The sequence below is a fragment of the Pedobacter antarcticus genome, assembly GCF_900103515.1.
Lineage (GTDB): Bacteria > Bacteroidota > Bacteroidia > Sphingobacteriales > Sphingobacteriaceae > Pedobacter > Pedobacter antarcticus.
On the sequence record NZ_FNGZ01000001.1, the window covers coordinates 340,573 to 367,315 of the forward strand.

Genomic DNA, 26,743 nt, shown 5'->3' on the forward strand with positions numbered 1-26,743 from the left:
AAATTAAAATGCTGAGGGTTAATGCTAAATACCAAATAAAAAAAAGATGGCGGACATAAATGTACAACCCAAGAGGAAGAGCTCATGGTGGTTCTGGTTAGTTTTGATTTTTATAGCAGCAGGTTTGCTTTACTTCCTGTTGAATAAAGACGGAAGAGAATCCACAGACCGAATGCGGACGATTCCGGCGACTTCAAATCCATAAAATTATTAAACAAACAAAACAGACCATGACTGCAGCAGAAAATTATGAATACAGGCGTTTAGAAAGTATTACCGGCAGCGATTTTGAAGTCGCGGACGGCGATCCCAATATAAAAGGGTGGGAAATTAAAGATCTTTTAGGGGAAAGGCTAGGGGAGGTCGATGATTTATTATTTAGTCCCGCCGCGTTGAAGGTAAGATACCTGGTGGCCAGACTAGATGCTGTTGCTGTTGTAGATGAGCCGAGAAAGATCCTGATTCCGATAGGCTTGGCAGAACTGCATGAAAGTGCAGACCTGGTATTTATACCGGGTGTTTCTATAGCACAGTTAAATTCGGCCCCGGTTTATGATCCGGACCAGTTTACTCCTGAAGGTGAGCAGGCAGTGCTCCAGACTTTTAGAACCGAAAGAGATCTCATCCCCGGCTTTGATGAAGAACGTTTATATGACCATGCGCATTACGACTTAAGGCATCTTTACGGAAGGCGCTTTCCCGACAGGGGAAGAACGGTTTAAATCTAATCTCAATTCTGGTCCGCACAATACCTGTATTTCTGAAGTAAAGCGTAGACGGAAATATTTTCTGTACTAAATGTTGTGAGGCTGCATTGCGGACCAGCATTTAAACCTGCGTGCTCAATGCTTAAAAACTCAATTTTATCAGAAGTTCTGTTGGCTACAAGATAATGCGTCCCATCGGGAATGACTATACCCTTTCCGCAAGGGATATCCATCTGCCTGCCGTCAGTATAAAAAGAAACTATCCCATAAAGTGTATAAAGAATCGTTTGACAAGTGGTCTGGTAATAAAGTAGGTCGCTGCCATTAACTTCGACAAACATGTGTCTCACAGAGAGCGCATCATCTTCTCTGAACGTATGACTGCCTTCTGAATTACCCCAGAAATAATGTTTTATCCGTCGTTTATCAGGCACCGTGTTCATCACAATTCAATTTTACATAGCCTACTATATTAAGTAGATCTCGTATACCAATTTATGGAATAATAAACGCTTAAAATCAAGTTTTTTAGTAAACATTTGTCATCTTAACGTTTGAAATAGCTTTTTTACCCAGAATTATAGGTATAGTTTGTCCCGTGCCATTTAAAAAAATATCTTTGGGGAGATCATGCAGATAAACACTCCGTATAGTTTTCATTCTGTGAGCTGGCTTAAATTCATTTTGCTGGCTTTAGTGGTTTCCTCATTTACGTTTTTTGAATCCGATCAGGCGGCTGTAAAACAAATACATCATTCCTATTATTATGATGATCCACTTGATGACGAAATGCTGGAGCCTGCATCGACATTTGCCGGAAGCCGTTTATTCCGGCATATTCAAGCAACAATTACCCATAATCGTACGAATTCTGGAAATGGCAAAAACATTAAGTTTCAGCTGGATAATTTCATTTTCTGTGAAAATCAGTTTTTCCATCCTTATCGTATCTTTGACGATTACACCTTAACAGGCCACAGGTATGAACCTGAGTGGTTTCCTAAAGCCCAGCATATCAACCTGTTTCGCCAAACACTTTTCTAGACCTTTTCTTTTAAAAAATTTATTGATCCGGATCTATGCTGATCCGGAGGTTTCGAACAGTCTTTTTTACAGGACTGTCCGTCTTTTTATTGATTTTTAAGATAGTATCATGAAATTTAACTGGTTAATATGAGCCTTGATTATACTTGCGGGATGTTCCCGTCAGGAAAAGAAAACAACGACTGCCGAAGTGCCCAGCGAAATTCCGGTCATTAAACTACTAGCAAGAGACACTTCGTTGGCACATAATTATGTCACAGATATACAGTCTATTAAAAATGTTGAAATCCGTGCGAGAGTACAAGGTTTTATAGAGAAAATTTTAGTAGATGAGGGCCAATATGTAAAAAAAGGCCAGCTGCTTTTTCAATTGAATGACCAGGAGTACAGAATTGCACTCAGCAAAGCCGAGGCTGGTCTCAGCAGTGCCATGACCACGGTTAAAATTGCCGAGGTAGAAATGGAGCGGATTAGGACACTGGTTGATAAAAAAGTGATTTCAAAATCAGAACTTGATTTGGGCATGGCAAGACTCAACGAGGCAAAATCAAAGGTTGCAGACGCAAGAGCGACGATCGCTGATGCTAATCATAAACTTTCGTATATAGCTGTTCGTGCTCCCTTTGACGGTATAATTGACCGTATTCCATTAAAAACCGGAAGTCTGGTAAGTGAAGGAGCCCTTTTAACCACAGTGTCTGACAATCAGGAGATGTATACTTATTTCGATATCACAGAAAATGAATATCTGGAATACAAACGTACCGTTGACGGCAAATTTGCTCAAAATAAAGTTGCCAGGCTGATTTTATCTGATGGTTCACTTTACCCGATAGAAGGTAAGATTCAGACTCATGAATCCAAATTTTCGGATAATACCGGATCCATCGCCTTCAGGGCTAAATTTCCCAATCCAGATCACATGCTGAAGCATGGGGCTTCGGGTAAAATTCAGCTGGTTTCCGAATTGCAAAACAGCATCTTAGTCCCTCAGAAGGCAGTGTTTGAAATTCAGGATAAAAACTATGTATTTGTAATGGATTCTAAACAGCAGGTAAAAATGAAAAGCTTCGTGCCTTCGATGAGAATTGCAGAATACTTTGTAGTTGATTCCGGCCTGAAAGATGGTGATGTAATCGTTTACGAGGGCGTCCAGAATATCCGGGATGGTGTACAGATCAAGCCTGTTTTTCAGCAGGAGGATACCAAATTGGCTAGCAAATAATTTTCTAATTTTCATGGGTAGTCCAACCTTTTTAAAGGGGGATGGCTGCTGCATTTATTTTTTTCCGAGATGGTTGAAAACTTTATAAAAAGGCCAGTGCTTTCACTGGTGATTTCCTTGATTTTTATTTTACTGGGTCTGCTCGCTTTATTCAGATTACCTATTACCCAGTTTCCGGACATCGTACCGCCCTCAGTTGTTGTGACAGCCAGTTACAATGGTGCAAATGCTGAGGTCTGTGCAAAAGCCGTCGCTACACCGCTTGAAAGGGCAATTAATGGTGTGCCGGGCATGACTTATATGAACTCCGTGAGCAGTAATAACGGGGTAACACTAATCCAGGTTTTCTTTGATGTGGGAATAGATCCCGATCAGGCAGCCGTAAACGTGCAGAACAGAGTAACTACCGTTCTGGATGAATTACCAGAAGAGGTTATTAAGGCTGGTGTGACTACAGAAAAAGAGGTTAACAGCATGTTGCTTTATCTGAATGTAACCAGTTCTGACAAAGATATGAACGAGGAGTTCATCTATAATTTCTCCGACATCAATATCCTTCAGGAATTAAAAAGGATTGATGGTGTAGGCTTTGTGCAGATTATGGGCTCCAGGGACTATTCTATGCGTGTTTGGCTCAAACCAGACCGGATGTTATCTCACAATATTTCCACAGAAGAAGTAATTGACGTGCTTCGCAAACAGAATATCGAAGCCGCACCTGGGGTAGCCGGTGAAAATTCAGGAAAGGATACGCAGGTTAAACAGTATGTATTAAAATACGGAGGTAAATTTAATAAAGAGGAGGATTATGAAAAGATCGTACTTAAGGCAGATGAAACCGGTGCGGTTGTCCGCCTGAAGGACATTGCAGATATTGAGTTTGGTACCATGAGTTATGATATGGTGTCCAGAACCGATGGTAAGCCTTCTGCTTCTATTATGATTAAACAAAGGCCTGGATCCAACGCGAGCGAGGTTATCGAACAGATTAAACTCAAAATGGCGGAACTGAAAGAGACGAGTTTCCCACCCGGAATGGAATATAATTATGCTTATGATGTATCCCGGTTCCTGGATGCCAGTATTTCCGAAGTAGTTAAAACACTTGTGGAGGCATTTATACTAGTTTTTATTATTGTGTTTCTTTTTCTTCAAGATTTCAGAAGTACACTAATCCCGGCACTGGCCGTACCTGTCGCTTTGATTGGAACAATGGCATTTTTCCAGGTGCTGGGCTTCTCGATCAATATCCTCACCTTGTTTGCATTGGTATTGGCTATTGGCATCGTGGTAGATAATGCGATAGTTGTGGTTGAGGCGGTCCATGTAAAAATGGCTGAAAAGCATCTCCCGCCTATGGAAGCGACGATTGAAGCCATGCGTGAAATCAGTGGAGCAATTGTAGCGATTACTTTAGTTATGTCGGCGGTATTTATTCCGGTCGCTTTTCTTTCCGGTCCGGTCGGCGTGTTCTACAGGCAATTCTCATTGACATTGGCAATCTCAATTGTTATATCCGGTATTAACGCGCTCACGCTTACTCCTGCGTTATGCGCTATCTTATTGCGTCCGCATGATCCTTCGTCTCCCAAAAAGAGCTTAATGGGTAAATTCTTTAATCGCTTTAATAAGGGATACGACAGAACAGAAAGAAAATTTGCCGGAACAGTATCTGCATTGGTTGGCCGTAAACCGGTTACCATTGCTTTATTTGTGTTCTTCTGTTTTGCTGCCTGGTTGGGAAGCTCAATATTACCTTCCGGATTTATACCTACAGAAGATCAGGGTATGATCTATGTCAACGTAACCACTCCGCCGGGTTCTACGGTAGAAAGGACTGAAAAGGTTCTGATCGATTTTGAGGAAAAGATCAAAGGATTTAAATCCGTGGAAAATGTGAGTACCCTGGCCGGTTACAGTTTAATGAGTGAAATATCCGGTGCTTCTTATGGAATGGCCATGATAAACCTGACAGCCTGGGATCAAAGGGAAGAATCCGTAGATGAGCTGATACAGCAGCTTCAGAAAGCCACCGGAGGTATTAGCGACGCTACAATTGAATACTTTCTTCCGCCAACAGTACCTGGATTCGGAAATGCCGGAGGGTTTGAATTACGCTTACTCGACAAAAATAAGGGAGAGGACTTGAATAAAACTGCAGAAATTACTAATGGATTTGTTGCCGCACTTCGTGCTGATGAAAAAATAGCTGGAGCATTTACCGGTTTCGATCCGACTTTCCCGCAGTATATGATTCATATAGATCAGGATGCGGCTGCTCAGAAAGGGGTAACTATAGACAATGCGATGAGCAATCTGCAAACCCTGATCGGTAGTTATTACGCGACCAATTTCATACGTTTTGGACAAATGTATAAGGTTATGTTACAAGCCTATCCACAATACCGGAGTAAACCAGAAGATCTGTTATTGCTCTACGTGAAGAATAGTATGGGGGAGATGGTGCCGTATTCTTCTTTTATTAGCCTGGAAAGAATATATGGTCCGGAACAGATTAACAGGTATAACATGTATACTTCTGCGATGATCAATGGTGATGCTGCAGCGGGTTTCAGCAGTAGTGAAGCGATTGCCGCTGTGGAAAGGATTGCGAAAGAAAAATTACCCAGGGGGTTCAGTATCGAATGGTCAGGGATGACCAGAGAACAGATTCTTTCGGGTAATCAGGCAGTCTATATTTTTATAGTTTGTCTGGTCTTTGTATACCTGCTGCTTGCCGCACAGTATGAAAGTTTTCTACTGCCGCTTCCGGTATTATTGTCTTTGCCGGCGGGTATTGCAGGGGCATTTTTTACCCTGAAATTCGCTGGCCTGGAAAATAACATCTATGCTCAGGTCTCGCTGGTCATGTTAATCGGCTTACTGGGGAAAAATGCAATTCTGATTATCGAATTTGCGGAGCTCAAAAGGAAGGAAGGGGCCACTGTAATTGAATCTGCGATTGCAGGGGCAGTGTCCAGGTTGAGACCAATTTTGATGACCTCCTTTGCTTTCATCGCTGGTCTGATCCCATTATGCCTTGCTTCGGGTGCAGGAGCTTTGGGTAACCGTTCTATCGGTACTGCATCGGTTGGGGGAATGTTATTCGGTACCATTTTCGGAATCTTCCTGATCCCCGGCCTTTACGCCATTTTCGCTGCATTGGAACAGCATAAAAACAAGAAAAAGAAACCTCTAAAAGAAATTACTGCTCATGTATAAAATCAATTTTAAAACATGGAACAAGTCCTGCATGGCGGGCAGCCTGATGCTACTTTTACTGCTCACAGGTTGTGGAGGAATGAAAGAAAGTGCGCTAACCGGACATCAGGCTATACCAGAAGCCTTTGAAGGGCAGACGGATACCACGCAGAACGGTCTCAGCTGGAAGGAGCTTTTTAGTGATCAGCGTCTTCAGGAATTGATTGATACTGCTATGCTGCACAATTATGAGATGAAAACAGGGTTGCAGCGCATTAATGTCGCAGAAGCAAATCTGAGACTTGCAAGATCCAGACAACTGCCATCAGTACAAGCCGATCTGTCTGCCGGACTTGATAAGTTTGGTAAATACACCATAGATGGGGTGGGAAATTATGATACCAACTTTTCACCGAATATTGACAGCAAAAGAAATATCCCGAATCCCACCGGGAATTTCTTTGCTGGCTTTAGAAGTTCCTGGGAGTTAGATATATGGGGTAAGCTAAATAAGCGAAAACAAGCTGCTTTTCTTCGGTATCTGGCTAGTAAAGAAGGGCAGCGGTGGTACCAGACCCAGCTGGTCAGTCAGGTTGCACTTTTGTATTTTGAATTGCTGACATTGGACAAGGAAGCCCATATTTTACAGCAAAACATAAGACTGCAGGAAAAAGGAGTGGAGATCATAGAAGCGCAGTTAGCTGGCGGAAGGGCTACAGCTTTGGCCGTAAGTCAGTTCAGGGCTCAGTTAATGGGAACTAAAGGCAGGGCATATGAAATTAGACAGTCTCAGAAAGAAACAGAAAATGAACTGAATACGCTGATGGGCAGATATCCGGTAAAGATTGCCAGAGATACTAATACGCTTAATGTGGCAATCCCGCAAAGACTTCATATGGGCCTGCCTTCTACAGTATTGTTATCCCGTCCGGATATCCGCGAAGCTGAACTGGAACTGAAAGCAGCTAAAGCTGACATTTATGCAGCAAGAAAAGCAATGCTGCCAGCGCTAACACTAACGGCATATTCCGGGTACAATGCCTTTAAATTGCCTTTACTATTTTCTCCGGGCTCCTTAGCATCTGGATTTTTGGGTGGCTTAACAGCACCTGTGCTGAATAGAGCGGCTATAAAGACCGAATTCAGTCAGGCAAACTCTGCCCAGTTAAATGCATATTATAACTATCAGCAGAAATTATTACAGGGCTATCAGGAAGTGAGCACACAGTTAAGTGCAATGGATAATTACCATCAGGCTATGCTGTTGAAGGAAAGACAGGTAAAGGAATTAAAGGAAGCACTCTCTACGGCCAACGACCTTTATCTCGCAGGATATGCAAGTTATCTGGAAGTTATCGTTGCACAGGGAAGTGTACTTGATGCTGAAGTGGAATTTGTACGGATGAAGAAGGCTTCAGGAACTGCGCTGATAAGTCTGTTCAGGTCTATCGGGGGCGTCTGATTTTAAAAATAGTTTTTTTAGTTTTGTTTTGGAGAGCCCTGTCGCTAACGCGCAGGGCTCTTTTTTAATTTTCAGACTTGATTCACTTCAGCGGCAGGCTGAAGTGAAATTCCGAGCCACTTCCGATGGTACTTTCTACCCATATTTGCCCCTGATGGCGGGATATAATTTCAGCACAAAGGTATAAACCGATGCCAAAGCCTGAGATATGTGCAGTGTGTTTGTTCTCTACCCGGTAAAATCGTTCAAAAAGTTTCTGCTGATCGTATATTGAAATACCTATTCCATGATCCTTAACCTGTAGTTCTACCTGTTTTTCTTTTAGAGAGCAGCTGATGGTTATATCTTTTCCGGCGGGCGAGTATTTCACGGCATTACTTAGGAAATTTGAAATCACCTGCCCGATTTTGTCCCTGTCTGCAGACACAATAATCTCAGGACAGGGTATAAAGATAAACTTATGTGTATTAGTAAAAAGCAGCATTTCATTAAGAACCTCGCTAACCAGTGCAGAAAAATCAAATTCCTGTGTAGTCAGATAAATTTTACCAGATCCTATTCTTGAGACGTTTAGAAATCCGTTGATCATAACAGCCATTTTTTTAACCTGCTGGTTTGCTTTGGATAATGCGTTTACTGCAAAATCATCCTGTCGCCTTTCTGCCTTATTTAATAGGAGCTGGATATACGCAGTTAGAGAAGTCAGGGGTGTTTTTAATTCATGACTTACCATACTGATAAAATCATTCTTTCGCTGTTCGTCCTGTTTTCTTTCTGTAATTTCGAGTATGGTTCCTGAGAAATTCGCCGGTTTGCCTTGCTCCTCAGGATATAATCTTCCGGTAGATTTAAGCCATCTCAACTTTCCGTCATTACGACCTTTAACCGGATGTTCAATATCGAAATTAGTGCCGGTCGCAATCGCGTCCTCTACAGCCTGAATAACCAGATTTCTGTAAGGTTGTTCAATTTGCTGCATTGCAGCTTCGTAGGTCATTTCTTCTGACTCTTCGAAGCCAAAAAACTCTTTCATCCTCGTTGAAGGAATGAAATCCCTGGTGTTAATGTCAATGTACCATGTGCCCAGTGCGGCGGAGTTAATTGCCAGGCGCAGCATTTCTTCTGCTCTTTCAATTGACTTACGGGAAAGCACAGTTTCAGTTACATTTACAGCAACAACCATAATATGGTCTACCTGGTGCGCCTGATTAGTCATTGGCTGATAGACGAAGTTGAGATAGACTTCTTTGAGTTCCCCTTCATATTCTAAAACAACCATCTTCTCATTGCCATAATAGGGGATGCCCGTAGTATAAACCTCATTTAGGATGTCGGGAAAGGACTGGCCTATGATTTCAGGAAGTGCCTCCAGCACAGGGAGTCCAATAATTGATTCATTTTTACCCCAGATCTCCAGCATTTTATTATTAGCGGAGTCTACGATCATATCCCGTCCGGACAACAGGCCTATCGCTACAGGTGCCTCAGAAATTAGGTATTTAGCCCTGGATTCGCTGATTTCCAGCTTTTGGTTAAGTTGCCTTATTTCTATATGCCTTTCCTGCTGCTGTAAATACCCAATTTCTCTGTTTTTATATTCCCGGATATTTATTAACTGTTCTGTGATATTGTAGGTGCTGAAAAGTAAGAAGTCGACTTTGGTGCCGTCAGCCGATACCGGGACGATCTCAATATGCCACCATTGTGGTTCTAACGTTCCATCGGGGTTTGGAACACTATATTTGAATTCTTTAAGTGTGATTTTTTCATTCTTTTCTGCTGCGCTGATTAACGCCCCGCGGAATTTATTCAGACTTTCCATATCTGATTTTTCCAGCACAAATGCGTCCCAAAGACTTTGGTTCGTAATATCTCTTCCCTGTAGATTCTTCCCTTCTTTAAATGCTTGATTGCATGCCATTATCGTAAAATCCGGGACATTGGCTTTCAAGATCATTCTGGGGATTGGTGTATGAAATAAGGCCTGGAAAAAAGGGTCTTTCGGTAAATTCATCTGAGCATGTTTGGCTCTCTTCTATGCCAATTTTTATGCCACAATCAGGTTTTTCTTGTTTTAGTGACAGGCAGGGAAGCGTGGAAATCTTCGGAATTTTCATTTTACAAACCAATTTTGCATCTTGATAGTTATTAGTTTATAGATTTACACCATGTCAGAACGCCGCTTGAGGAGCCCTTATTCTTTCTTTCTGTTACTCACTATACTTTTAAGTCTTAATTTCTCTGAAGTATTTGGCCAAATCCAGCTTCTTCCGGTTAGGGATACGCTTCCTGCGTCTCAGGATACTGTTTTGTACCAAATCCAAAAAGCACAGGCAACACTTGACGAAGTAAACATCAATAATCAAAAAGGATTTAACATCGCGCGTATCCGGAGTGGTCTGGAAGAAATGGAACAGAATTTGGAACCTCTGGAAGCCGATCTGGAAACAAAAGATAAGACGCTGGATATGAAGAGTCTCCAGAGTTATGGACTCATTTTAAAAGACTCCCGTGCAAAATTAATGGACTGGCAGTCATTTCTGGCATCACGTCATCACGACCTGCTCGCGCAGCAGCTCCGGCTAAAAACTTTCAGTAAAGATAGTACCCTGGCTCAATACGATGGCGACAGCAGTTACCGGCAATTATATGCCACTCAGATTGTGGATGTCCGTGGAAAATTAGCACTGGGGTTAAGCACGGTAGCTACAGAATTAGATTCGGTGAGTACACTGCTTGCCGATGTTTCAGCTAGTTCCAGCCGGGTAAATAACCTGCAGGCTATGCTGGATGAACAGTTAAAGATATCAGGTAAGTCGCAATTAGGTAAAGAATCCCCTTATATCTGGTCTGCGCCACGCGTAGCCGAAGATATCAGCATTAAAGATTTACTGAACTCAACTTTTCAGGGGCAGAATAAGATCGTGAAGTACTTTATCCGTTCTACCTGGGATAACCGGATCCTGCTATTGCTGATCTCGGTTGCATTTTTTGTATGGGTTTACAGAAATTTGAAAAAAGTTTCCTCCCCGGAATTGAAGGAGGCTATAGGAGAGGTTAACCTGCTCTACCTGAACCGGTATCCAATACTAGCGTCATTAATTTTTCTTTTTAATCTTACACCCTTATTTGAACCGGAGTCACCGGCATTTTATATTGAGTTGAATCAATTCTTCTTGCTACTGGTGCTCACAGCCTATTTCTGGAAAAAAGTAAAACCTGAAGAATTAAAACACTGGCTATTGAGTGTCGTACTTTATATGATAGTCATTCTCACTACTGTGGTAGTACATAGTGCTATATGGATGCGGTTATGGCTGCTTATTCTCAATTTAGGTTCGCTGTACCTGGGCGTTGTATTTTACAGGAGGTTGCAAAGGGCAAATTTTGATCAGAAGCTCATTCGTCCTGTGTTAATTATATACCTCATATTTAATGTGCTGTCTGTATTACTTAATGTGTTTGGCAGGGTAAGCTTGGCAAAAGCTTACAGTATAACCGCTATTATCGGCCTGACCCAAGTGATAGGCCTCGCCGTATTTATTCAAGTGGTCATCGAAGCAATTGAGATTCAGATCAGGATCAGTGCCTGCAGTAATGGATTGTTTTCCAGAATCAACATTGCCAAATCGAGAGCTACCTTCTACAAATTGCTGACTGGTCTGGCTATATTACTCTGGATGCTTGTCTTTTTGATCAATCTGGGAATCGCTTCCGGGGTCTATAATTTTATTGAACAGGTACTTACTAAAAGCAGGAGTTTCGGCAGTATCAGCTACCAGTTGAGCAATGTTCTTTATTTTGTAATTATCATTTATATCTCTAATCTGCTACAGAAGTATGTGGGTTTACTTTGGTCAGGAAACAATCTGACTTTCGCCGGCAAAACAGAACCCAAGAGCTCCAAACTTGCGCTGTTCAGATTACTGATTATCGTAAGTGGTTTTCTTTTTGCAGTGATGGCATCGGGTATTCCAGTAGATAAACTAACTGTTATGCTAGGTGCTTTTGGTGTAGGTGTAGGTCTGGGTATGCAGAATATCATCAATAACTTCGTTTCTGGGATTATTCTGATTTTTGAGAAACCATTTCGTATAGGTGATTATATCGAACTAGCAGAAAAAAAAGGTAAGATACAAGATATTGGTATCAGGTCAAGTAAAATGCTTACGGCGCAGGGTTCTGAAGTTATTATTCCCAACGGAGACCTGCTTTCAGGGCGGGTGGTCAATTGGACTTTGAGTAACGATTACCTTAAAACAGAACTTTTATTTAAAGTAAGTAATGAGACAGATCTGGATATGCTTCGCAAGCTCATTGAGTCCGAGGTTAAGAAGTCGACGGTAATTGTTAAAAGGCTTGCTCCTGAAGTATTGGTTAATGCGATCACTGCCGACGCTGTGGAATTGAAAGTGATGGTATGGGTAAACAGCGTATATCAGGAAGCTAATTTCAAAAGTCAGCTGTTCACGGCATTACTTGCGCAGTTTAAAACTTTAGGTGTAAAAATTCTTTAATCATTGTATATCTTTATGCTGAAACCTTTTAATCAAGTATTTATATGACATCGTCCCGTTTGAAAGCCCTGCGTTTTTCAGGCTTAATCCTTTTATTTTTCACTGTTTTTAATTTTTCAGCTTCTGCATCTTCGGCGAAGCGCCAGTTTTATCAATTACAGGTGTTTCATGTAAAAGACCAAATGCAGGAAAAAGAACTTGACCAATTTTTGGCTGATGCCTACCTGCCTGCAGCGCATCGGGCAGGTTTGAGCCAGGTTGGGGTTTTTAAGACATTTGGAATTGATACGGCTGCAGTCAAGAAAATTTATGTGCTTACTGCTTTTAATTCACTGGATGAGCTTTTGAAAATTAATAAGCGGTTGGAACTAGACGGGGAATTGATCAAAAACGGTAGCAATTTTGTAAATGCTGCTTATAATAAGCCTGCCTTCATCCGTAAAGAAGTTATCCTGATGGAAGCTTTTACCGGGATGCCTGTATGGAAAAAGCCTGAGCTTAAGGGGCCGAAGGAGAACCGGATTTATGAACTCAGGAATTATGAAAGTACTTCAGACAAACTTTACCGGAATAAAGTCGCAATGTTTGATAAAGACGAGATGGAAATTTTTGAAAGGATTGACAGTCATCCGATGTTCTATGGAGAAGTAATCGCGGGGAGCCGCATGCCCAACCTCATGTATATGACTGTATATGCAGACCGTACTTCCAGGGATGAGCATTGGAAAACATTTTCCGGAGATCCGAAATGGAAGCAGATTTCTACATTACCCGAGTATCAAAATAACGTTGCCGTTGTTGATATTACATTTTTAAGTCCCGCTGCGTACAGCGATTTATAGTTTTTTATTAAATTGCTTTTTTTGAATCCTATCTGTCTTTTATTTATGCTATTTCTACGTTCCCGTTATATTTTGGTATCTTTTGGTTTACTATTATTCTCCTGTAAAAGTTCAGTCGACACTGTAGTCCTGCAATCTCAGGTTCTTGAAACTGATACCGTTTTCAAAGCGCAAAAGAATGAAAAATCTGAACTTCGTGTTTTTAATATTCCGAACGCCGACGCGTCTGCTGGAGAGAATACCGGGCCGCAGGTTTTTAAACTAAATCTGGGTGATCAGCCGCTTGCTATACAACCTGATGCAAAGAATCCTGAAAAACTGATTACCGAATTTGCATTTGCTAGCTTTATTAATAGTCAGCATACTGCTGCTCTAGTACAGTTACAGGATAACAGCGGTCTTGTTGCTCCATTTTATATTATAAGTCTTGATGGTGAAAAGGCGAAAGCTTATAGCCTCTATCGCGGGTCGGAAGGTCCACAAGATTCGAGATTTACCAAGGGACAAAGTGAAATTGGACGGTCGGGATACCTGATTAACAATGATTTTTTTGTTACCAGGGTGGATGGAAGAGTCTATAAATTGGCGAGACAAGAGCCCGGGCAGCGAATTCAAGGTTTGCATTTTATGAATTCTGCAGATCGGCAGACACTTGTATTCCTGGTTAATTCTGCCTTATATCAGGTGCATTATCCGAGTGGGAAGACCTATACACAGCCATTACCAGCTTCAGCTCCTAAAAAGCCCTCTGGACTATTTGCATGGATTCAGCAAAATCTGGTGTGGGAACGTGATAAGGATCAGATTTTATGGTTAAAATCCAGTGCTGCTGACAACAGGGTCAGAAATTTAAATGAGTTCAAAAAATAAGACTAAATTTTCTACTTTTGGGGCATGACCAGGTTTCTGCTCTTCTTATTGCTTTTTCAATTTGCTACTGATTCTAATATACTGATTCAGCTGGCAAAATTTCCTGTGCTCATTGAGCATTATCAGGAACATAAGCAGTTGAACAGCAAAGTAAGGTTCACTGAATTTCTCTCCATGCATTACTGGGGAACCGATCTGGATGACGACGACGATGACAGAGATAGTCAGCTCCCTTTTAAAAGTGTAGACGCTAAAATTGTTCATTTTTTATATTTTCAACCAGCCCGGATAATAGCCGTTAAAGCCGCCGCTTATGGTTTCTCCCGGTCTTATCCGCTTTACCGTTTTCAGGATTTTTCTGATCCTTTGGTTGGTGTGCTCTTCAAGCCGCCGCGCGTTTAATTTTAATCAGGATTTCTAATTTTTGCTGTGCCGGATGTGGTTTTACCATCCGATATGCGGGTGTATTCCTGTGCACAGTGTATTTCTGTTAAAATTGAAAAGCAGCACTATGCTCAATAGAATTATTCAATTTTCCGTTCATCATAAACTGGTGATAGGAATATTTATGGCTATCTGGATTCTTTATGGAATTTTTGAAGTAAGCCGTTTACCGATAGATGCAGTACCTGACATTACAAGTAATCAGGTACAGGTTATTACTACAGCCCCTGCACTGGGTGCACTGGATGTGGAAAGATTAATTACTTTTCCGCTTGAACAGGCACTCAGTAGTATTCCCGGGCTCAAAGAGAGCAGGAGTCTTTCCCGTTTCGGACTTTCGCTGATTAGTATCACATTCGAAGATGATGCTGATATTTACTGGGCCAGACAACAGATCACCGAACGTTTGCAGCAAGCAGAAATTACCGCAGCTGCAGGTAAACCGGAACTTGCCCCGGTGACCACTGGATTAGGCGAGATTTATCAGTATGTGCTGCGGCCAAAGCCGGGTTACGAAGGCAAGTATTCGCTGTCCGAGCTGCGTTCTATACAGGACTGGTCTGTCAGGCGGCAATTACTTGGCACTAAAGGCGTCGCGGATGTCTCCACGTTTGGCGGGGAATTAAAACAATATGAAGTCGCTATAAATCAGCACCGTTTACAGGCGATGAACCTGACTATCACCGATGTGTTCACAGCTCTTCAGGCCAACAACGGAAATACCGGGGGTGGTTATATTGAGAAGGGCCCTTCAGTTTTATACATTCGAACAGAAGGTCTTGCCGGGAGCATAGAAGACATCGGACAGATTGTAGTTCGCCAGAATACCAACGGATCTGTTGTTCTGGTTCGTGATATTGCAGATGTAAAAATTGGTGCTGCAATTCGTTACGGAGCACTTACATTTAATCACACAGGTGAAGTTACCGGCGCTATTGTCATGATGCTGAAAGGAGAAAACTCTTCCGAAGTAGTAAAAAATGTAAAACTCAAAGTTCAAGAGATTCAGAAAACCCTGCCGGAGGGATTACAGATCGAACCTTTTCTGGACCGTTCCAAAATGGTTAAAAATGCAATTTCCACGGTTGAGCATAATCTGCTGGAAGGTGCACTGATTGTGCTATTTGTTCTAGTCTTATTTTTAGGCAATCTGAGAGCAGGTTTAATTGTTGCTTCTGTGATACCGTTGTCAATGCTTTTTGCCATTATGATGATGAATCTTTTTGGTGTAAGTGGTAATCTAATGAGTCTTGGTGCATTAGATTTTGGATTAATCGTTGACGGAGCAGTAATTATTGTAGAAGCGATTCTGCACCATATGCATTTCTCCAGAAAATATCAGTATTCCGATGCGCTCAGCCCGGCTGAAATGAACGAGGAAGTTTCATTTTCTGCTTCCAGAATGATGAATGCAGCGGTTTTTGGGCAAATTATCATTCTGATCGTTTACCTACCTATTCTTTCGCTACAGGGCATAGAAGGAAAAATGTTTAAACCGATGGCTCAAACTGTAGCTTTCGCTATTTTAGGTGCATTTATCCTCTCACTAACATATGTGCCGATGATTAGCTCACTTTGCCTGAGCAGGAAAGTTAAGCACAAGCCTAATTTCTCGGACCGCATTATGGCCAAACTGGAAAATTACTATACCAGAGCTTTAACCCGCGTTCTTAGATTCAGAAAAATGGCGGTATTGTTCGCGGTGGCTTTGTTTGTTATTGCAATTGGCTTATTCATGAGAATGGGTGGCGAATTTATTCCGCAGTTGGAGGAGGGCGATTTTGCTGTCGAAACAAGGTTGCTGGTGGGTACAAATTTGAAAAAGACCACAGAAACTTTTTTGCAGGTTTCCAAAATAATAATGGATGAATTTCCAGAAGTGGAAAAAATTGTTTCCCGTATCGGAAGTGCGGAGATCCCAACTGATCCCATGCCTATTGAAGGCGGGGATATGATTATTGTAATGAAAGATAAAAAGGAGTGGACCTCTGCACATACTTTTCCTGATATGGCGACGAAAATGGCTGCTGCCGTACAAGAAGCAGTTCCAGGTGTAACAACGGGTTTTCAATTTCCTGTCCAGATGCGTTTCAATGAATTGATGACCGGAGCCAAACAAGATGTGGTATGTAAAGTCTACGGGGAAGATCTTGATCGTTTATCTGACTATGCGGAAATTATCGGTGGAATCAGTAAAACCGTTTCCGGTACAGCAGATTGGTATATTGAGAAGGTTACCGGTATGCCGCAGATAGTAATTCGTTATAACCGTGCCGAAATGTCGAGGTATGGGTTGGACGTCGAAACGGTCAATCGCGTTGTCAATGCTGCTTTTGCAGGTGCAGCCGCAGGGAAGGTCTATGAGGGAGAAAAAAGTTTTGACCTTGTGGTACGTATAGACGAAGCCGGACGCAAAAGTGTCGACGATGTAAGGAATTTACTGATCGGGAACCGGGTTGGGCAACAGATACCATTGAACCAGATTGCCGATGTTAATGAGATTGAGGGACCTAATCAGATCCAGCGGGAGAACGCGAGGCGTCGTATCCTGGTGGGTTTCAATGTTAGAGGGCGGGACGTACAGTCCATCGTCAATGAGCTGCAAGAGAAGATCGCAGCTAAATTAAAAATGGAACCTGGCTATACAATTGAGTATGGCGGTGCTTTTGAAAATCTTCAGCAGGCAAAACAGCGACTTAGTATTGCCGTCCCAGTTGCGCTATTGCTCATTTTTGTGATGCTTTATTTTGCATTTTCTTCTGTAAAGGAAGCTGCGCTGATCTACTCCGCTATTCCGCTTTCTGCGATTGGTGGTGTATTTGGTTTGGTACTGCGCGATATGCCGTTCAGTATTTCTGCTGGTGTGGGCTTTATTGCATTGTTCGGTGTGGCTGTGTTAAACGGTATCGTTATGATTGCAGAGTTTAACCGGATCAAGCTGGAAGGTAAGGTAACAGATACGCTGGAGCTGGTCATGTCCGGTACAAGGAACCGGTTAAGGCCTGTATTGATGACAGCCGCAGTGGCTTCTTTAGGGTTTTTACCGATGGCCCTGAGTAACGGAGCAGGAGCAGAAGTTCAGCGCCCGCTGGCGACAGTTGTAATAGGTGGCTTGATTACAGCTACACTACTTACTTTATTTATACTGCCGGCTTTATATATGCTGCTGGATAAGGTCTCTGTGAAAGTCACAAAAAGCAAGACCTTGGTGTTGCTTCCTTTGTTCTTGCTGATGAGCCCCCTGATGGGACATAGCCAGCAGGTAAATATTGATTTAACTCAGGCGATCCGGATTGCCGAAAAACATAATTCAGGAATATTGTCTGCCAGGCTTGCCGAACAAGCAGCCGGTTTCCGGAAAAATGCTGGTGCAGATCTGGCTAAAACGCAATTTAGCGCTGATTACGGCCAGATGAACAGTGTGCAGCGTGATACCAGGTTCGGTGTTTCACAGGCGCTGAGTTTTCCGGCAGTATACCGTAATCAACGTGGGCAGTTCGAAGCACAATATAACATGTCTGCCTCCAGGAATAAACTCACTGTAATTCAGGTAAGGTCTGCTGTCAGATCTGCTTTTTCAGAAGTGATCTGGTTAAAAGAGAAACAAAGACTATTGCTTTACGCAGATAGTATTTACACTTTATTCGCAGCGAAGACAGGTATTCGTTTTAAGGCAGGTGAAGCAAATATTGTAGAAAAAACTACAGCTAAGCTGCACAGTGAACAGATTGCCAGCCAGCTGGCACAACTGAAGGGGGATTTAAAAATCGCCCTGAAGACGTTTAACCTTGTTCTCCAGGATTCCGTTACTTATGTTCCATCCAGTAGTTCTCTGCGTTTGAAGGGAATTAGTGATTTGCAGGTTTATCCTGAATCGGAACATCCTCAGGTGCAGCTCGCAAGGGCGGCGGCCGAAGAAGCGAACTGGCGGTATAAAACCGAAAAAAGCAAGCTTTTGCCAGATTTTTTTATTGGATATAATAATCAGAGTATTAACGGTATTCAGAACGAAAATGGAATCGAGAAGTTGTACGGCAGCAGCAAACGGTTTTCATACGTAAGTGCAGGAATAAATATCCCGGTTTTTTCAGGTGCACAAACGGCCAAATCAAGAGCAGCGCGAGTGGAATGGGAGCAGGCAAAAGCGGATTTGAACTATAGCAGTAATGCTGCACGTGTTAATTATTTGAATGCGCTGTCTGGCTTAAAGAAGCATCAGGACGCACTCGACTATTATGAAAAACAAGCACTTAAAGATGCGGAAGTAATTATGACCGCGGCAGATCAGCAATTTGCAGGGGGAGATATTGATTATCTGCAATGGGTAATTCTTGCCGATCAGGCTGTAAGAGTCCGTAGCGAATATCTGGACACACTTAGTGCGTACAACCAGTCTGTTATCAGGCTTTTAGAGTTAAATACCCGGGATTTTAATAATTAAAAAAATAATCAGAATGAAAAACTATATCATATTAGGTGTTACCATTTGCTGTCTTGCATCTTGCTCTTCGCCAAAAAAAGAGCCTGCTGCTCTGCAGGTCCAGGAAGATACGACACTGGTGAGCCTCAATCCAGCGCAAATTAAGAACGCAGGGATTGTAATTGGTTCTCCAGTGGAAAAAGATATAAATCAGGTTTTAAAGGTACAGGGAACGGTTGAGGTTCCCCCGTCAGGACTGGTTAGCGTGAGCTTTCCTCTAGGTGGCTACTTAAGAAGAACAACCATGGTGGCAGGTATGCCTGTTAAAAAAGGTCAGGTGCTCGGTATGCTGGAAGATATTGCTTTTATTCAGCTCCAGCAGGATTTTCTGCAAACTAAAGCTACTGAAGATCTCGCTTTACTGGAGTATAAAAGACAGGAAGAACTTAATAGGAGTAAAGCAAGTAGTGATAAGGTACTGCAACAGGCAAAAACGGCCTGGGAAACCCAAAGGATCAGTAGAAAAGCGCTAGCTGAGAAGCTTTCCCTACTAGGTATTAACGCTGGTGGACTTACAGCATCAAATATTTCAGGAACGCTTGCAGTTCGATCTCCGATAGATGGTTTCGTTTCTAAAGTGAATGTAAATCCTGGAAAATATACAGCGCCTACAGATGTTCTTTTTGAACTGATTAATCCGAAGGATATTCATTTGTCTGTTCAGGTATATGAAAAGGATCTTTCACGTTTGCGTACAGGACAAAAATTACTGGCCTACACTAACGCAAATCCGGATCAGAAATACTTGGGAACTGTTGCGTTGATTAGCAGGGATCTGAATGCCGACCGCATGGCGGAAGTACACTGTCACTTTACTCAGTCTAACTTATCGCTTGTACCTGGGATGTTTATGGTAGCAGAGCTTGCATTAGAGGGGCAACGGGCTTTGACCGTTCCCGAGGAGGCTGTAGTGAGATGGCAGAATTTATATTATGTATTTGTAGCTGGCGGCAAGCAAAGTTTTAATATGGTTCCGGTGCAACTGGGTAACCTGCAGGACGGTGGACAGCAGATCATATCAGCAGCAATTAGTCCGGATACCAAATTGGTAGTGGCTAATGCTTATGCACTCTTGATGAAAATGAAGAATACTGCGGAAGAAGAATAATGGAATCCTGGCGCAGGCTCTGCTTATTTAAGTCTATTGAAATACTAGAAATAAATCAATAATGCTTAGCTTGCGCCAAATTTGGCTAAATCGTATAAAATGTCTTTGATTGAATTAAAGCAAATCACTAAAAGATTTCATCAGAAGGGCAGGGTTACCACAGCACTTGATCAAGTATCATTAACTGTACCGGCAGGTAAAATTGTCGGCGTAATCGGGGCTTCAGGTGCAGGAAAAAGCACACTGATCCGCTGTGTAAACTTGTTGGAACGGCCTGATGAAGGAGAAGTGATTTTGGGCGGGGTAAATTTAATGCAGCTTAAACCTGCTGCCCTCGCAAAAGAAAGAAGGAAGATCGGAATGATCTTTCAGCATTTTAATCTGATGTCTTCCAGAACGGTTTCTGAAAACATAGCTTTCCCGCTCGAACTTGATGGTCTTTCGAAAGGAGAAATTTCGACAAGGGTGCAGGAATTACTGCAATTGGTTGGTCTGCAGGACAAACAGCATCAGTACCCGTCAAATCTTTCCGGCGGACAGAAGCAAAGAGTGGCCATTGCCAGATCGCTTGCTAGTAATCCGGGTGTTTTATTGTGTGATGAGGCTACAAGTGCACTCGACCCGGCAACTACCGCATCTATTCTTACGTTGTTAAAGGATATTAACCGAAGACTGAACTTAACCATACTGCTTATTACACATGAGATGGATGTCGTTAAAAGTATCTGTGATCAGGTTGCTGTGATTAGCGAGGGAAAGCTCATTGAACAAGGAACCGTAAGCGAGATTTTTGCGCATCCGCGCACCGATCTGACACGCGAGTTTATTGCTTCTGCTATTAATCTGGATATTCCAGAAGCTTATCTGGAACGTCTTAAAGAATTTCAGGAACCCGGAACCCGGCCTTTACTGAAACTCGAATTTACTGGTGGTTCGGCAGATAATCCAGTAATCTCGGAGGTGAGCAGGCTATTTAATCTGGACAATAATATAATCTGTGCACAGATTGAAAATGCTGGCGGGGTTAAATTCGGTATTATGGTAGTCGAAGTATTCGGTGAGGATAAAGATCATTTGGATGCATTGAATTTTTATAAGGAGAGAAATATAAAGGTGGAGGTCTTGGGCTATGTCTGAACAAATGATAATGCTGCTCATTAAGGGCACATGGGAAACTATAGTAATGACTTTTACAGCCGGTTTCTTTGGCTTCGTTATTGGTTTGCCGACGGGTGTGATGTTATATCTCACACAGAAGGGACAGTTGCTGGAGCGCCGCTCACTAAATAATGTTATCTCTTTTATTGTTAATATATTTCGTTCAGTACCTTTTATTATTCTGATTGTCTGGATGATTCCCTTTACCAGAATGCTGGTCGGTACGTCCATAGGTGTAGAAGCCGCGCTGGTTCCTCTGAGTATAGGAGCCGCCCCTTTTATCGCTAGAATGGTGGAGAATAGCCTGATGGAAGTTCCACTGGGGCTTGTCGAAGCTGCGAGAGCAATGGGCGCTTCTCCTTTTCAGATTGTAAGAAAAGTTTTATTGCCGGAAGCATTGCCTTCTCTGATTAATACAGCGTCTATTACCTTAATTACTCTGGTAGGCTATTCTGCAATGGGCGGGGCTGTTGGTGCTGGCGGATTGGGGCAGATTGGTTATCAATACGGTTATGTAGGTTATGATGTTTTCGTGATGAATACAGTCTTAATCCTGCTGGTTATCCTGGTGTTTATTATCCAATATTCTGGTGACTTTATAGCGAGAAAAACAGATCACAGAAAATCATAATATAAAAAGCAGATAAAGCCTGATCCGGTTTATATTTGTAATTAGAAAAAAGCAATTCATTTGATATGAAATCTACAATTCAATCTTCTCTGGCTGCAGCAGCCTTTATTTTAGTGTCCATTTGGGGATGTGGTAATGGAAAGAAAAATGCCGACAATAATGTATTGAAGGTGGGTGTGGAATCTGGTCCGGAGTATGTGGTTGCTTTGACAGCACAGCAGGTAGCCAAAGAACAATTTGGACTGGATGTGGAACTTGTACAGTTTAACGATTACGTGATGCCTAATGAGGCTTTACATCAAGGAGATATTGATGTAAATGTCTTTCAGAACAGACCATATCTGGATGTTCAGGCAAAACAAAGAGGTTATAAGTTCGCGATCCAGGGGAATACTTTTGTTTTTCCGCTGGCTGGATACTCCCATAAAATTAAGAGTGTTAAAGAATTGAAAGACGGAAGTACTATTGTCATTCCGAATGACCCGACCAACCTGGGCCGGGCTTTATTGTTATTGCAGGCCAGTGGATTACTAAAGCTAAATCCAGCTTCTGGTTTGCTACCTAATGCAACTGATATAGTTTCCAATCCAAAAAATCTTAAAATTCTTGAACTGGAGGCTCCTCAATTGCCCAGGGCATTAGATGATAAACAGGTAACTATCGCAATTATCAATAATACTTTTGCCACACCGGCGGGTCTGGTAGCTAATAGAGATGGTCTGTTTATGGAAGGAAAAGAATCACCATACGTAAATATTATTGTCTCCAGGGAAGATAACAAGACTGATGAAAAGATTGGAAAGTTTGTGAAAGCTTACCAATCCAAAGAAGTTGAAAAAGTAGCTGAACAAGAATTCAAAGGGGGAGCTGTTAAAGGTTGGTAAATGGTTATTAATAAGCCTTCAGGGCTAATTTGTTCGGCGTTTTTGCTGATCAATATATTTTCGGCCTGCCGCAACAGTAAATCTGATGCACAGGCCGCTTTTTATTACTGGAAAACAGATTTTAATCTAACAGGGAAGCAACAGTCGTTACTGAAAGAAGTGGCTGCCAACAGGTTATATGTTCGTTTTTTTGACGTCGTATGGGATACCCGGTTGAACCAGTCTGTCCCGCGAGCAGTTTTAAAGGCTTCTGATATTTCTAAAGATTTGAAAATTATTCCTGTAGTTTATCTGACTAATCAGGTATTTGAGAGCACAAAAAAAGGCCCGGAATTAGATTCACTGGCGTCGAGGGTTAACCGTGAGATTTTGCATCTTGCAGAGAAGGCTGGTGTTCACTACGAGGAAGTTCAGATAGATTGTGACTGGACTGTGAGTACAAGACCTGCCTATTTTTCTTTTTTATCGTTATTCAGAAAATATACAGGTAAAAAGCTTTCGGCGACAATAAGATTGCATCAGGTTAAATACCCGGAAAGGACCGGTATTCCTCCAGTGGATAAAGGGATACTGATGTTCTATAATATGGGTAAAATTTCTGCAGATCCTAAGCTTGCAAATTCTATATATAATATAAAAGACGCGTCACGGTACCTCCAGCGTGTACGCTATTATCATTTACCGCTGGATGTGGCACTGCCTTTGTTCTCCTGGACTCTGCAGATCAGAGAGGGAAAGGTGATTCAGCTTTATGCGAAGATTACCCGCAAGGAACTGTCTGATGCTGATCGTTTTACTAAAACTAAATATCAGGATGTTTACCGGGCGAGAAAAAGTTTTTTCACCGGGGGTGTCTATATTAAGGAAAATGATCTGCTTAAACTGGAAGAAATCAATAAAAACACATTGAAAGAGGCTGCCCTTCAACTAACATCCGAACTGGCGGTTCTCAAAAAAAGAAATATCATTTATTATGAACTATCGTCCGAAAATGCCGCTGATTTTGATGCCAAAGATCTCCAGGAAATTTCTTCTTATTTTTAGTTTCTGCAGCGTTGCCATTGCAGGAATAGTATATGCTTGTGGCGATGGTGGCTGGGATGATCAGGACAATTCAAGTTTTGCACCGCAGGCTTTTGTTTCCGAAGACTATTCGCCATTTTTTTATACGAGCTGGACAACTTTATATATAAACGGCAGTAGCAGTAACAGCCGCTATAATGAAAGTATTGTTACGGAATGGCAGCAATGGTTCAAGAATAAAATTGATTCTACTACACTGGATGCGTTATTGTTACGCTCTTCTGAGTCAAGAGTGGATTCAGCTGCACTTTATGTGAAGGGAAAAATTAAAGTATTACCTGATGGATTGCCTGAGCTAAAGCAGTTTAAATCGGAGAAAAAAAAGGCAGCTCTCTTCTTTAATTATTTACAGATTGCTAAGGCGGCAGAAAGTTATGCAGTGGGTCCCGGGGAATATTCCTGGTATGCACCGGAAAAACAAGACAGACAGATTAGTGCTGAACTGGAACAACGTCTTTTAATAGCTATGAAAAAGGAGAAAGACCCTTTTATCAGAGAACGTCTGTGGTTTCAGACGGTTCGTTACTATTATTTCCTTTGTCGTTTGGACTGGGAGCGTTATAATAATGAAAAATATGACCTTCCGGCATATTTTGCTTCTACAGAATCCGAATTTCCGAAGAATATATTGTATTACCGATCCCTTGGATATCTTGCCGGCTACTATTACCTGCGTAATGACTATAGTCAGGCGAATTATCTCTATAGTAAAGGATATGATTATGCCCTGAACTTTAAAATTCCAAGTCAATGGAGTTTTCATCCACAGGAAGAAAAAGATTGGGAGGCCACATTGTCCCTTGCTAAAAATAAGGATGAGAAGATCACACTCTGGCATTTATTAGGTACTACCAAAGATGAGCTCCGCGCAATTAACGAAATCTACAAGTTAAATGCTGCTTCTGATAAGCTTGATCTTTTACTCAGCAGGTTAATTAACAAACGCGAGCTCAATGGTTCTGGATTACGTGATCAATCGGAGGGTGGCCAGGCGATACGTGCCGAAGCAGTAAGAGAAATTGAAGTTGTGAATAGTATCGCACGCAGCGGCCAGGTACACCAGCCTATTTTATGGAAAATGGGTGCAGGTTATTTAAACGCACTAGCTGGTCATTATATCGATGCACGCAAATTTTATGATGAAGCCGAAAAAATGCTTCCGGCGGATAATAAGTTATTACAGGCGCAATACCGGTTGTTAGACTGGACTTTGTATTTAAACACGCTTCAGAAGATTGATGCTAAAGCTGAAGCGAAAATGGTAGCTCCTTTAAACTGGCTTGCAGAACTTAGTCAGGAGAAAGGAGTGATTTCAGATCTGCGTTACAGTCGTGCACTGGGAGAAAGCCTGACTATACTGGCGAATCTATATACCAAACAGGGAGAATTGGTTAAAGCTAATTGTTTTAGGCCGACGTCTCAGTTCTACCAGTCAAATACTCACATTAACGAGCTTAAAGCATTGCTCGGTAAAACTAATCAATCTGCATTCGAGAAAGCAATGCTTCGATTTTATCCTGTGAAGCTGGAGCAGCTTAACTATTTGCAGGCTTCACAGCTAGTTTACAGGGATCAGCCGGAAAAAGCGCTGGAACTTATGCAACAGGCTGGGGCAGGTGCTGGTTTTACTTTCCTGGGAAACCCTTTTAATATGAGACTTGTGGACTGTCATGATTGTGACCATGCGCAGGTGCTAAAGACACCTTTTACGAATCTGTCTTTTGTGGAGACACTGGTTAAAATTAAAGCACAACTTGCTCAGGGTAAAGATGTATCTAGAAATGCTTCTCTTTTAGCTAATGCTTACTACAATATTTCTTACTATGGGAATGGAAGAAGTTTTTACCAGTCTGATATCACAGGAAGTTTAGGAAATCTACCTTCGGATATTTCTGCACCTTTCCGGGATATTTTTACCAGCAATAAACTTGCTGAAAAATACTATCTGCTTGCCAGAAAAACAACTCAATCGAAGAATCTTCAGGCTAAATATACTTTTCTGGCCAGTAAATGTGAACGCAATGCGTCTTATAACGCAGTTTATTTCGCGCCTGAAAATAAAGGCACTTATTATGGTTATAATGATTTGTTGAAAATACCGGCTGGCCAGTATTATGCACAGCTGAAAAAGGATTTCGCTAGTTCTGCATTTTACAATGATATCATTAATGAGTGTGGATATTTCAGGACTTATTTGTCTACAAACAATAACTAATCTTTGCATGAAAAAAATATGGATTGCCGCTTTTCTCCCGATTTTACTTTTTGCCTGTAAAGGGAATAACCATAATGGCAGGTTAGCTGAGGATGCTGTATCTCAGGAATTTTTAGCTACCGATTCGGTTTCGGGAAGCAAAATCAGTAAAACCTCTGAAATGCGTTTTCGGGTAAAGAATGTCCAGAATACAAAGGAGAAACTCAGTGAAGTGATTCAGTATGAAGGTGGATTTCTGGTTGAAGCATCAACCCAGAGCAATATTGTTGAAAATGAAAAGGTTGCTTACAGCATTGATTCTTTATTGGAATTGAATTCTTACCGTACTGACGGATTAGTGATTGCCAGAATACCCGCAGACCGTCTGGATGACTTTACTTCAAAGGTTGTGAAAATGGCTGTCTTTGTCGATTTCCAATCAATAAGAATGGAAGACCTCAGCGGAACATTTAAGGAGAATTCACGTAAAACTGCAGCTCAGAAAAAAGCGACTGCTGGGATGAATAAATTACCGCAGAATCAGGCACAGGTTATTGACAAAAAACTGCAAATTGAAGAACGTACCATAGCGCAGCAGGAGGCCAATCGTCAAATTAACGCAAAAGTTGCCTACAGCACGATTACCTTGAATTTCTATCAGGATAACAAGGTTCAGCGGCTGGTTACCGGAAATGATAAGCTTTCGGCCTATAAACCATCTTTTTTTCAAAGGGTAGGTCTTAACATTGTTGAAGGTTGGAGAATCTTTAAAGAAGTGATTTTGTTTATTACGCAGTTATGGCTGGTCATTCTCGCGCTAATCCTTCTTTATCTGGCTTACCGTCAATACAAGGCGAGACGCGTCAAATGATTTATTTACCTTCGTCAAAAAG

At 41.8% G+C, this 26,743-nt stretch carries 20 protein-coding genes; 18 read left to right on the forward strand and 2 right to left on the reverse strand.

The window, feature by feature from the left end; genetic code table 11:
* Nucleotides 1–46 precede the first annotated feature (46 nt).
* Nucleotides 47–205 carry a hypothetical protein gene (locus BLR53_RS19885; protein ID WP_157282951.1) on the forward strand — a complete coding sequence of 53 codons (159 nt, stop codon included), beginning with the start codon at nt 47–49 and terminating at the stop codon, nt 203–205.
* 25 nt (nt 206–230) lie between these two features.
* Complete coding sequence (locus BLR53_RS01365; protein WP_037444590.1) at nt 231–722, forward strand: PRC-barrel domain-containing protein; 492 nt, start codon at nt 231–233, stop codon at nt 720–722.
* 8 nt (nt 723–730) lie between these two features.
* On the opposite strand, the gene BLR53_RS01370 is transcribed toward BLR53_RS01365, so the two are convergent.
* Nucleotides 731–1,150: a hypothetical protein gene (locus tag BLR53_RS01370; protein WP_074586488.1), complete on the reverse strand. Its 420-nt coding sequence runs from the start codon at nt 1,148–1,150 to the stop codon at nt 731–733.
* Nucleotides 1,151–1,337: 187 nt separating this feature from the next.
* Here BLR53_RS01370 and BLR53_RS01375 point away from each other — a divergent pair, with 187 nt between their 5' ends.
* From BLR53_RS01375 to BLR53_RS01390, 4 genes are all read left to right on the forward strand, one after another.
* Nucleotides 1,338–1,751 carry a hypothetical protein gene (locus BLR53_RS01375; protein WP_037444583.1) on the forward strand — a complete coding sequence of 138 codons (414 nt, stop codon included), beginning with the start codon at nt 1,338–1,340 and terminating at the stop codon, nt 1,749–1,751.
* A gap of 136 nt (nt 1,752–1,887) precedes the next feature.
* On the forward strand, nt 1,888–2,976 hold the full coding sequence (locus BLR53_RS01380; RefSeq protein WP_143007795.1) for an efflux RND transporter periplasmic adaptor subunit: 1,089 nt from the start codon (nt 1,888–1,890) through the stop codon (nt 2,974–2,976).
* Nucleotides 2,977–3,045: 69 nt separating this feature from the next.
* A complete protein-coding gene (locus BLR53_RS01385) occupies nt 3,046–6,198 on the forward strand; it encodes an efflux RND transporter permease subunit (RefSeq protein WP_074586489.1) in 3,153 nt (1,050 codons plus the stop codon).
* Nucleotides 6,191–7,639, forward strand: coding sequence for a TolC family protein (locus BLR53_RS01390; protein ID WP_143007796.1), 1,449 nt, complete (start codon nt 6,191–6,193; stop codon nt 7,637–7,639). Before BLR53_RS01385 ends, BLR53_RS01390 begins: the two co-directional genes overlap by 8 nt.
* 82 nt (nt 7,640–7,721) lie before the next feature.
* On the opposite strand, the gene BLR53_RS19670 is transcribed toward BLR53_RS01390, so the two are convergent.
* On the reverse strand, nt 7,722–9,653 hold the full coding sequence (locus BLR53_RS19670) for a PAS domain-containing sensor histidine kinase (protein ID WP_083331968.1): 1,932 nt from the start codon (nt 9,651–9,653) through the stop codon (nt 7,722–7,724).
* A 154-nt stretch (nt 9,654–9,807) separates the two neighbouring features.
* Here BLR53_RS19670 and BLR53_RS01405 point away from each other — a divergent pair, with 154 nt between their 5' ends.
* From BLR53_RS01405 to BLR53_RS01460, 12 genes are all read left to right on the forward strand, one after another.
* Nucleotides 9,808–12,156 carry a mechanosensitive ion channel family protein gene (locus BLR53_RS01405; RefSeq protein WP_074586490.1) on the forward strand — a complete coding sequence of 783 codons (2,349 nt, stop codon included), beginning with the start codon at nt 9,808–9,810 and terminating at the stop codon, nt 12,154–12,156.
* 44 nt (nt 12,157–12,200) lie between these two features.
* Nucleotides 12,201–12,998 (forward strand): NIPSNAP family protein, encoded by a 798-nt coding sequence (locus tag BLR53_RS01410; RefSeq protein WP_074586491.1) that lies wholly within the window; start codon nt 12,201–12,203, stop codon nt 12,996–12,998.
* 21 nt (nt 12,999–13,019) lie between these two features.
* Complete coding sequence (locus BLR53_RS01415; RefSeq protein WP_176763499.1) at nt 13,020–13,868, forward strand: hypothetical protein; 849 nt, start codon at nt 13,020–13,022, stop codon at nt 13,866–13,868.
* Between the two features lie 24 nt (nt 13,869–13,892).
* Nucleotides 13,893–14,270, forward strand: coding sequence for a hypothetical protein (locus BLR53_RS01420; RefSeq protein WP_051760260.1), 378 nt, complete (start codon nt 13,893–13,895; stop codon nt 14,268–14,270).
* A 109-nt stretch (nt 14,271–14,379) separates the two neighbouring features.
* Nucleotides 14,380–18,753, forward strand: a complete 4,374-nt coding sequence (locus BLR53_RS01425) for a CusA/CzcA family heavy metal efflux RND transporter (protein ID WP_074587286.1) — start codon at nt 14,380–14,382, stop codon at nt 18,751–18,753.
* 13 nt (nt 18,754–18,766) lie between these two features.
* The gene (locus BLR53_RS01430; protein WP_083331969.1) at nt 18,767–19,900 is read left to right on the forward strand and encodes an efflux RND transporter periplasmic adaptor subunit; all 1,134 of its coding nucleotides are present in this window, start codon (nt 18,767–18,769) and stop codon (nt 19,898–19,900) included.
* A 99-nt stretch (nt 19,901–19,999) separates the two neighbouring features.
* On the forward strand, nt 20,000–21,037 hold the full coding sequence (gene metN, locus BLR53_RS01435) for a methionine ABC transporter ATP-binding protein MetN (protein ID WP_280513374.1): 1,038 nt from the start codon (nt 20,000–20,002) through the stop codon (nt 21,035–21,037).
* 10 nt (nt 21,038–21,047) lie between these two features.
* Complete coding sequence (metI, locus tag BLR53_RS01440; protein ID WP_425312209.1) at nt 21,048–21,689, forward strand: methionine ABC transporter permease MetI; 642 nt, start codon at nt 21,048–21,050, stop codon at nt 21,687–21,689.
* A 65-nt stretch (nt 21,690–21,754) separates the two neighbouring features.
* Nucleotides 21,755–22,573: a methionine ABC transporter substrate-binding lipoprotein MetQ gene (gene metQ, locus BLR53_RS01445; RefSeq protein WP_037444569.1), complete on the forward strand. Its 819-nt coding sequence runs from the start codon at nt 21,755–21,757 to the stop codon at nt 22,571–22,573.
* Nucleotides 22,574–23,617: a hypothetical protein gene (locus BLR53_RS01450; protein WP_074586500.1), complete on the forward strand. Its 1,044-nt coding sequence runs from the start codon at nt 22,574–22,576 to the stop codon at nt 23,615–23,617.
* A complete protein-coding gene (locus tag BLR53_RS01455; RefSeq protein WP_074586501.1) occupies nt 23,547–25,871 on the forward strand; it encodes a hypothetical protein in 2,325 nt (774 codons plus the stop codon). Before BLR53_RS01450 ends, BLR53_RS01455 begins: the two co-directional genes overlap by 71 nt.
* Before the next feature lie 7 nt (nt 25,872–25,878).
* Nucleotides 25,879–26,721 (forward strand): DUF4349 domain-containing protein, encoded by an 843-nt coding sequence (locus BLR53_RS01460; protein WP_051760254.1) that lies wholly within the window; start codon nt 25,879–25,881, stop codon nt 26,719–26,721.
* Nucleotides 26,722–26,743: the final 22 nt, after the last annotated feature.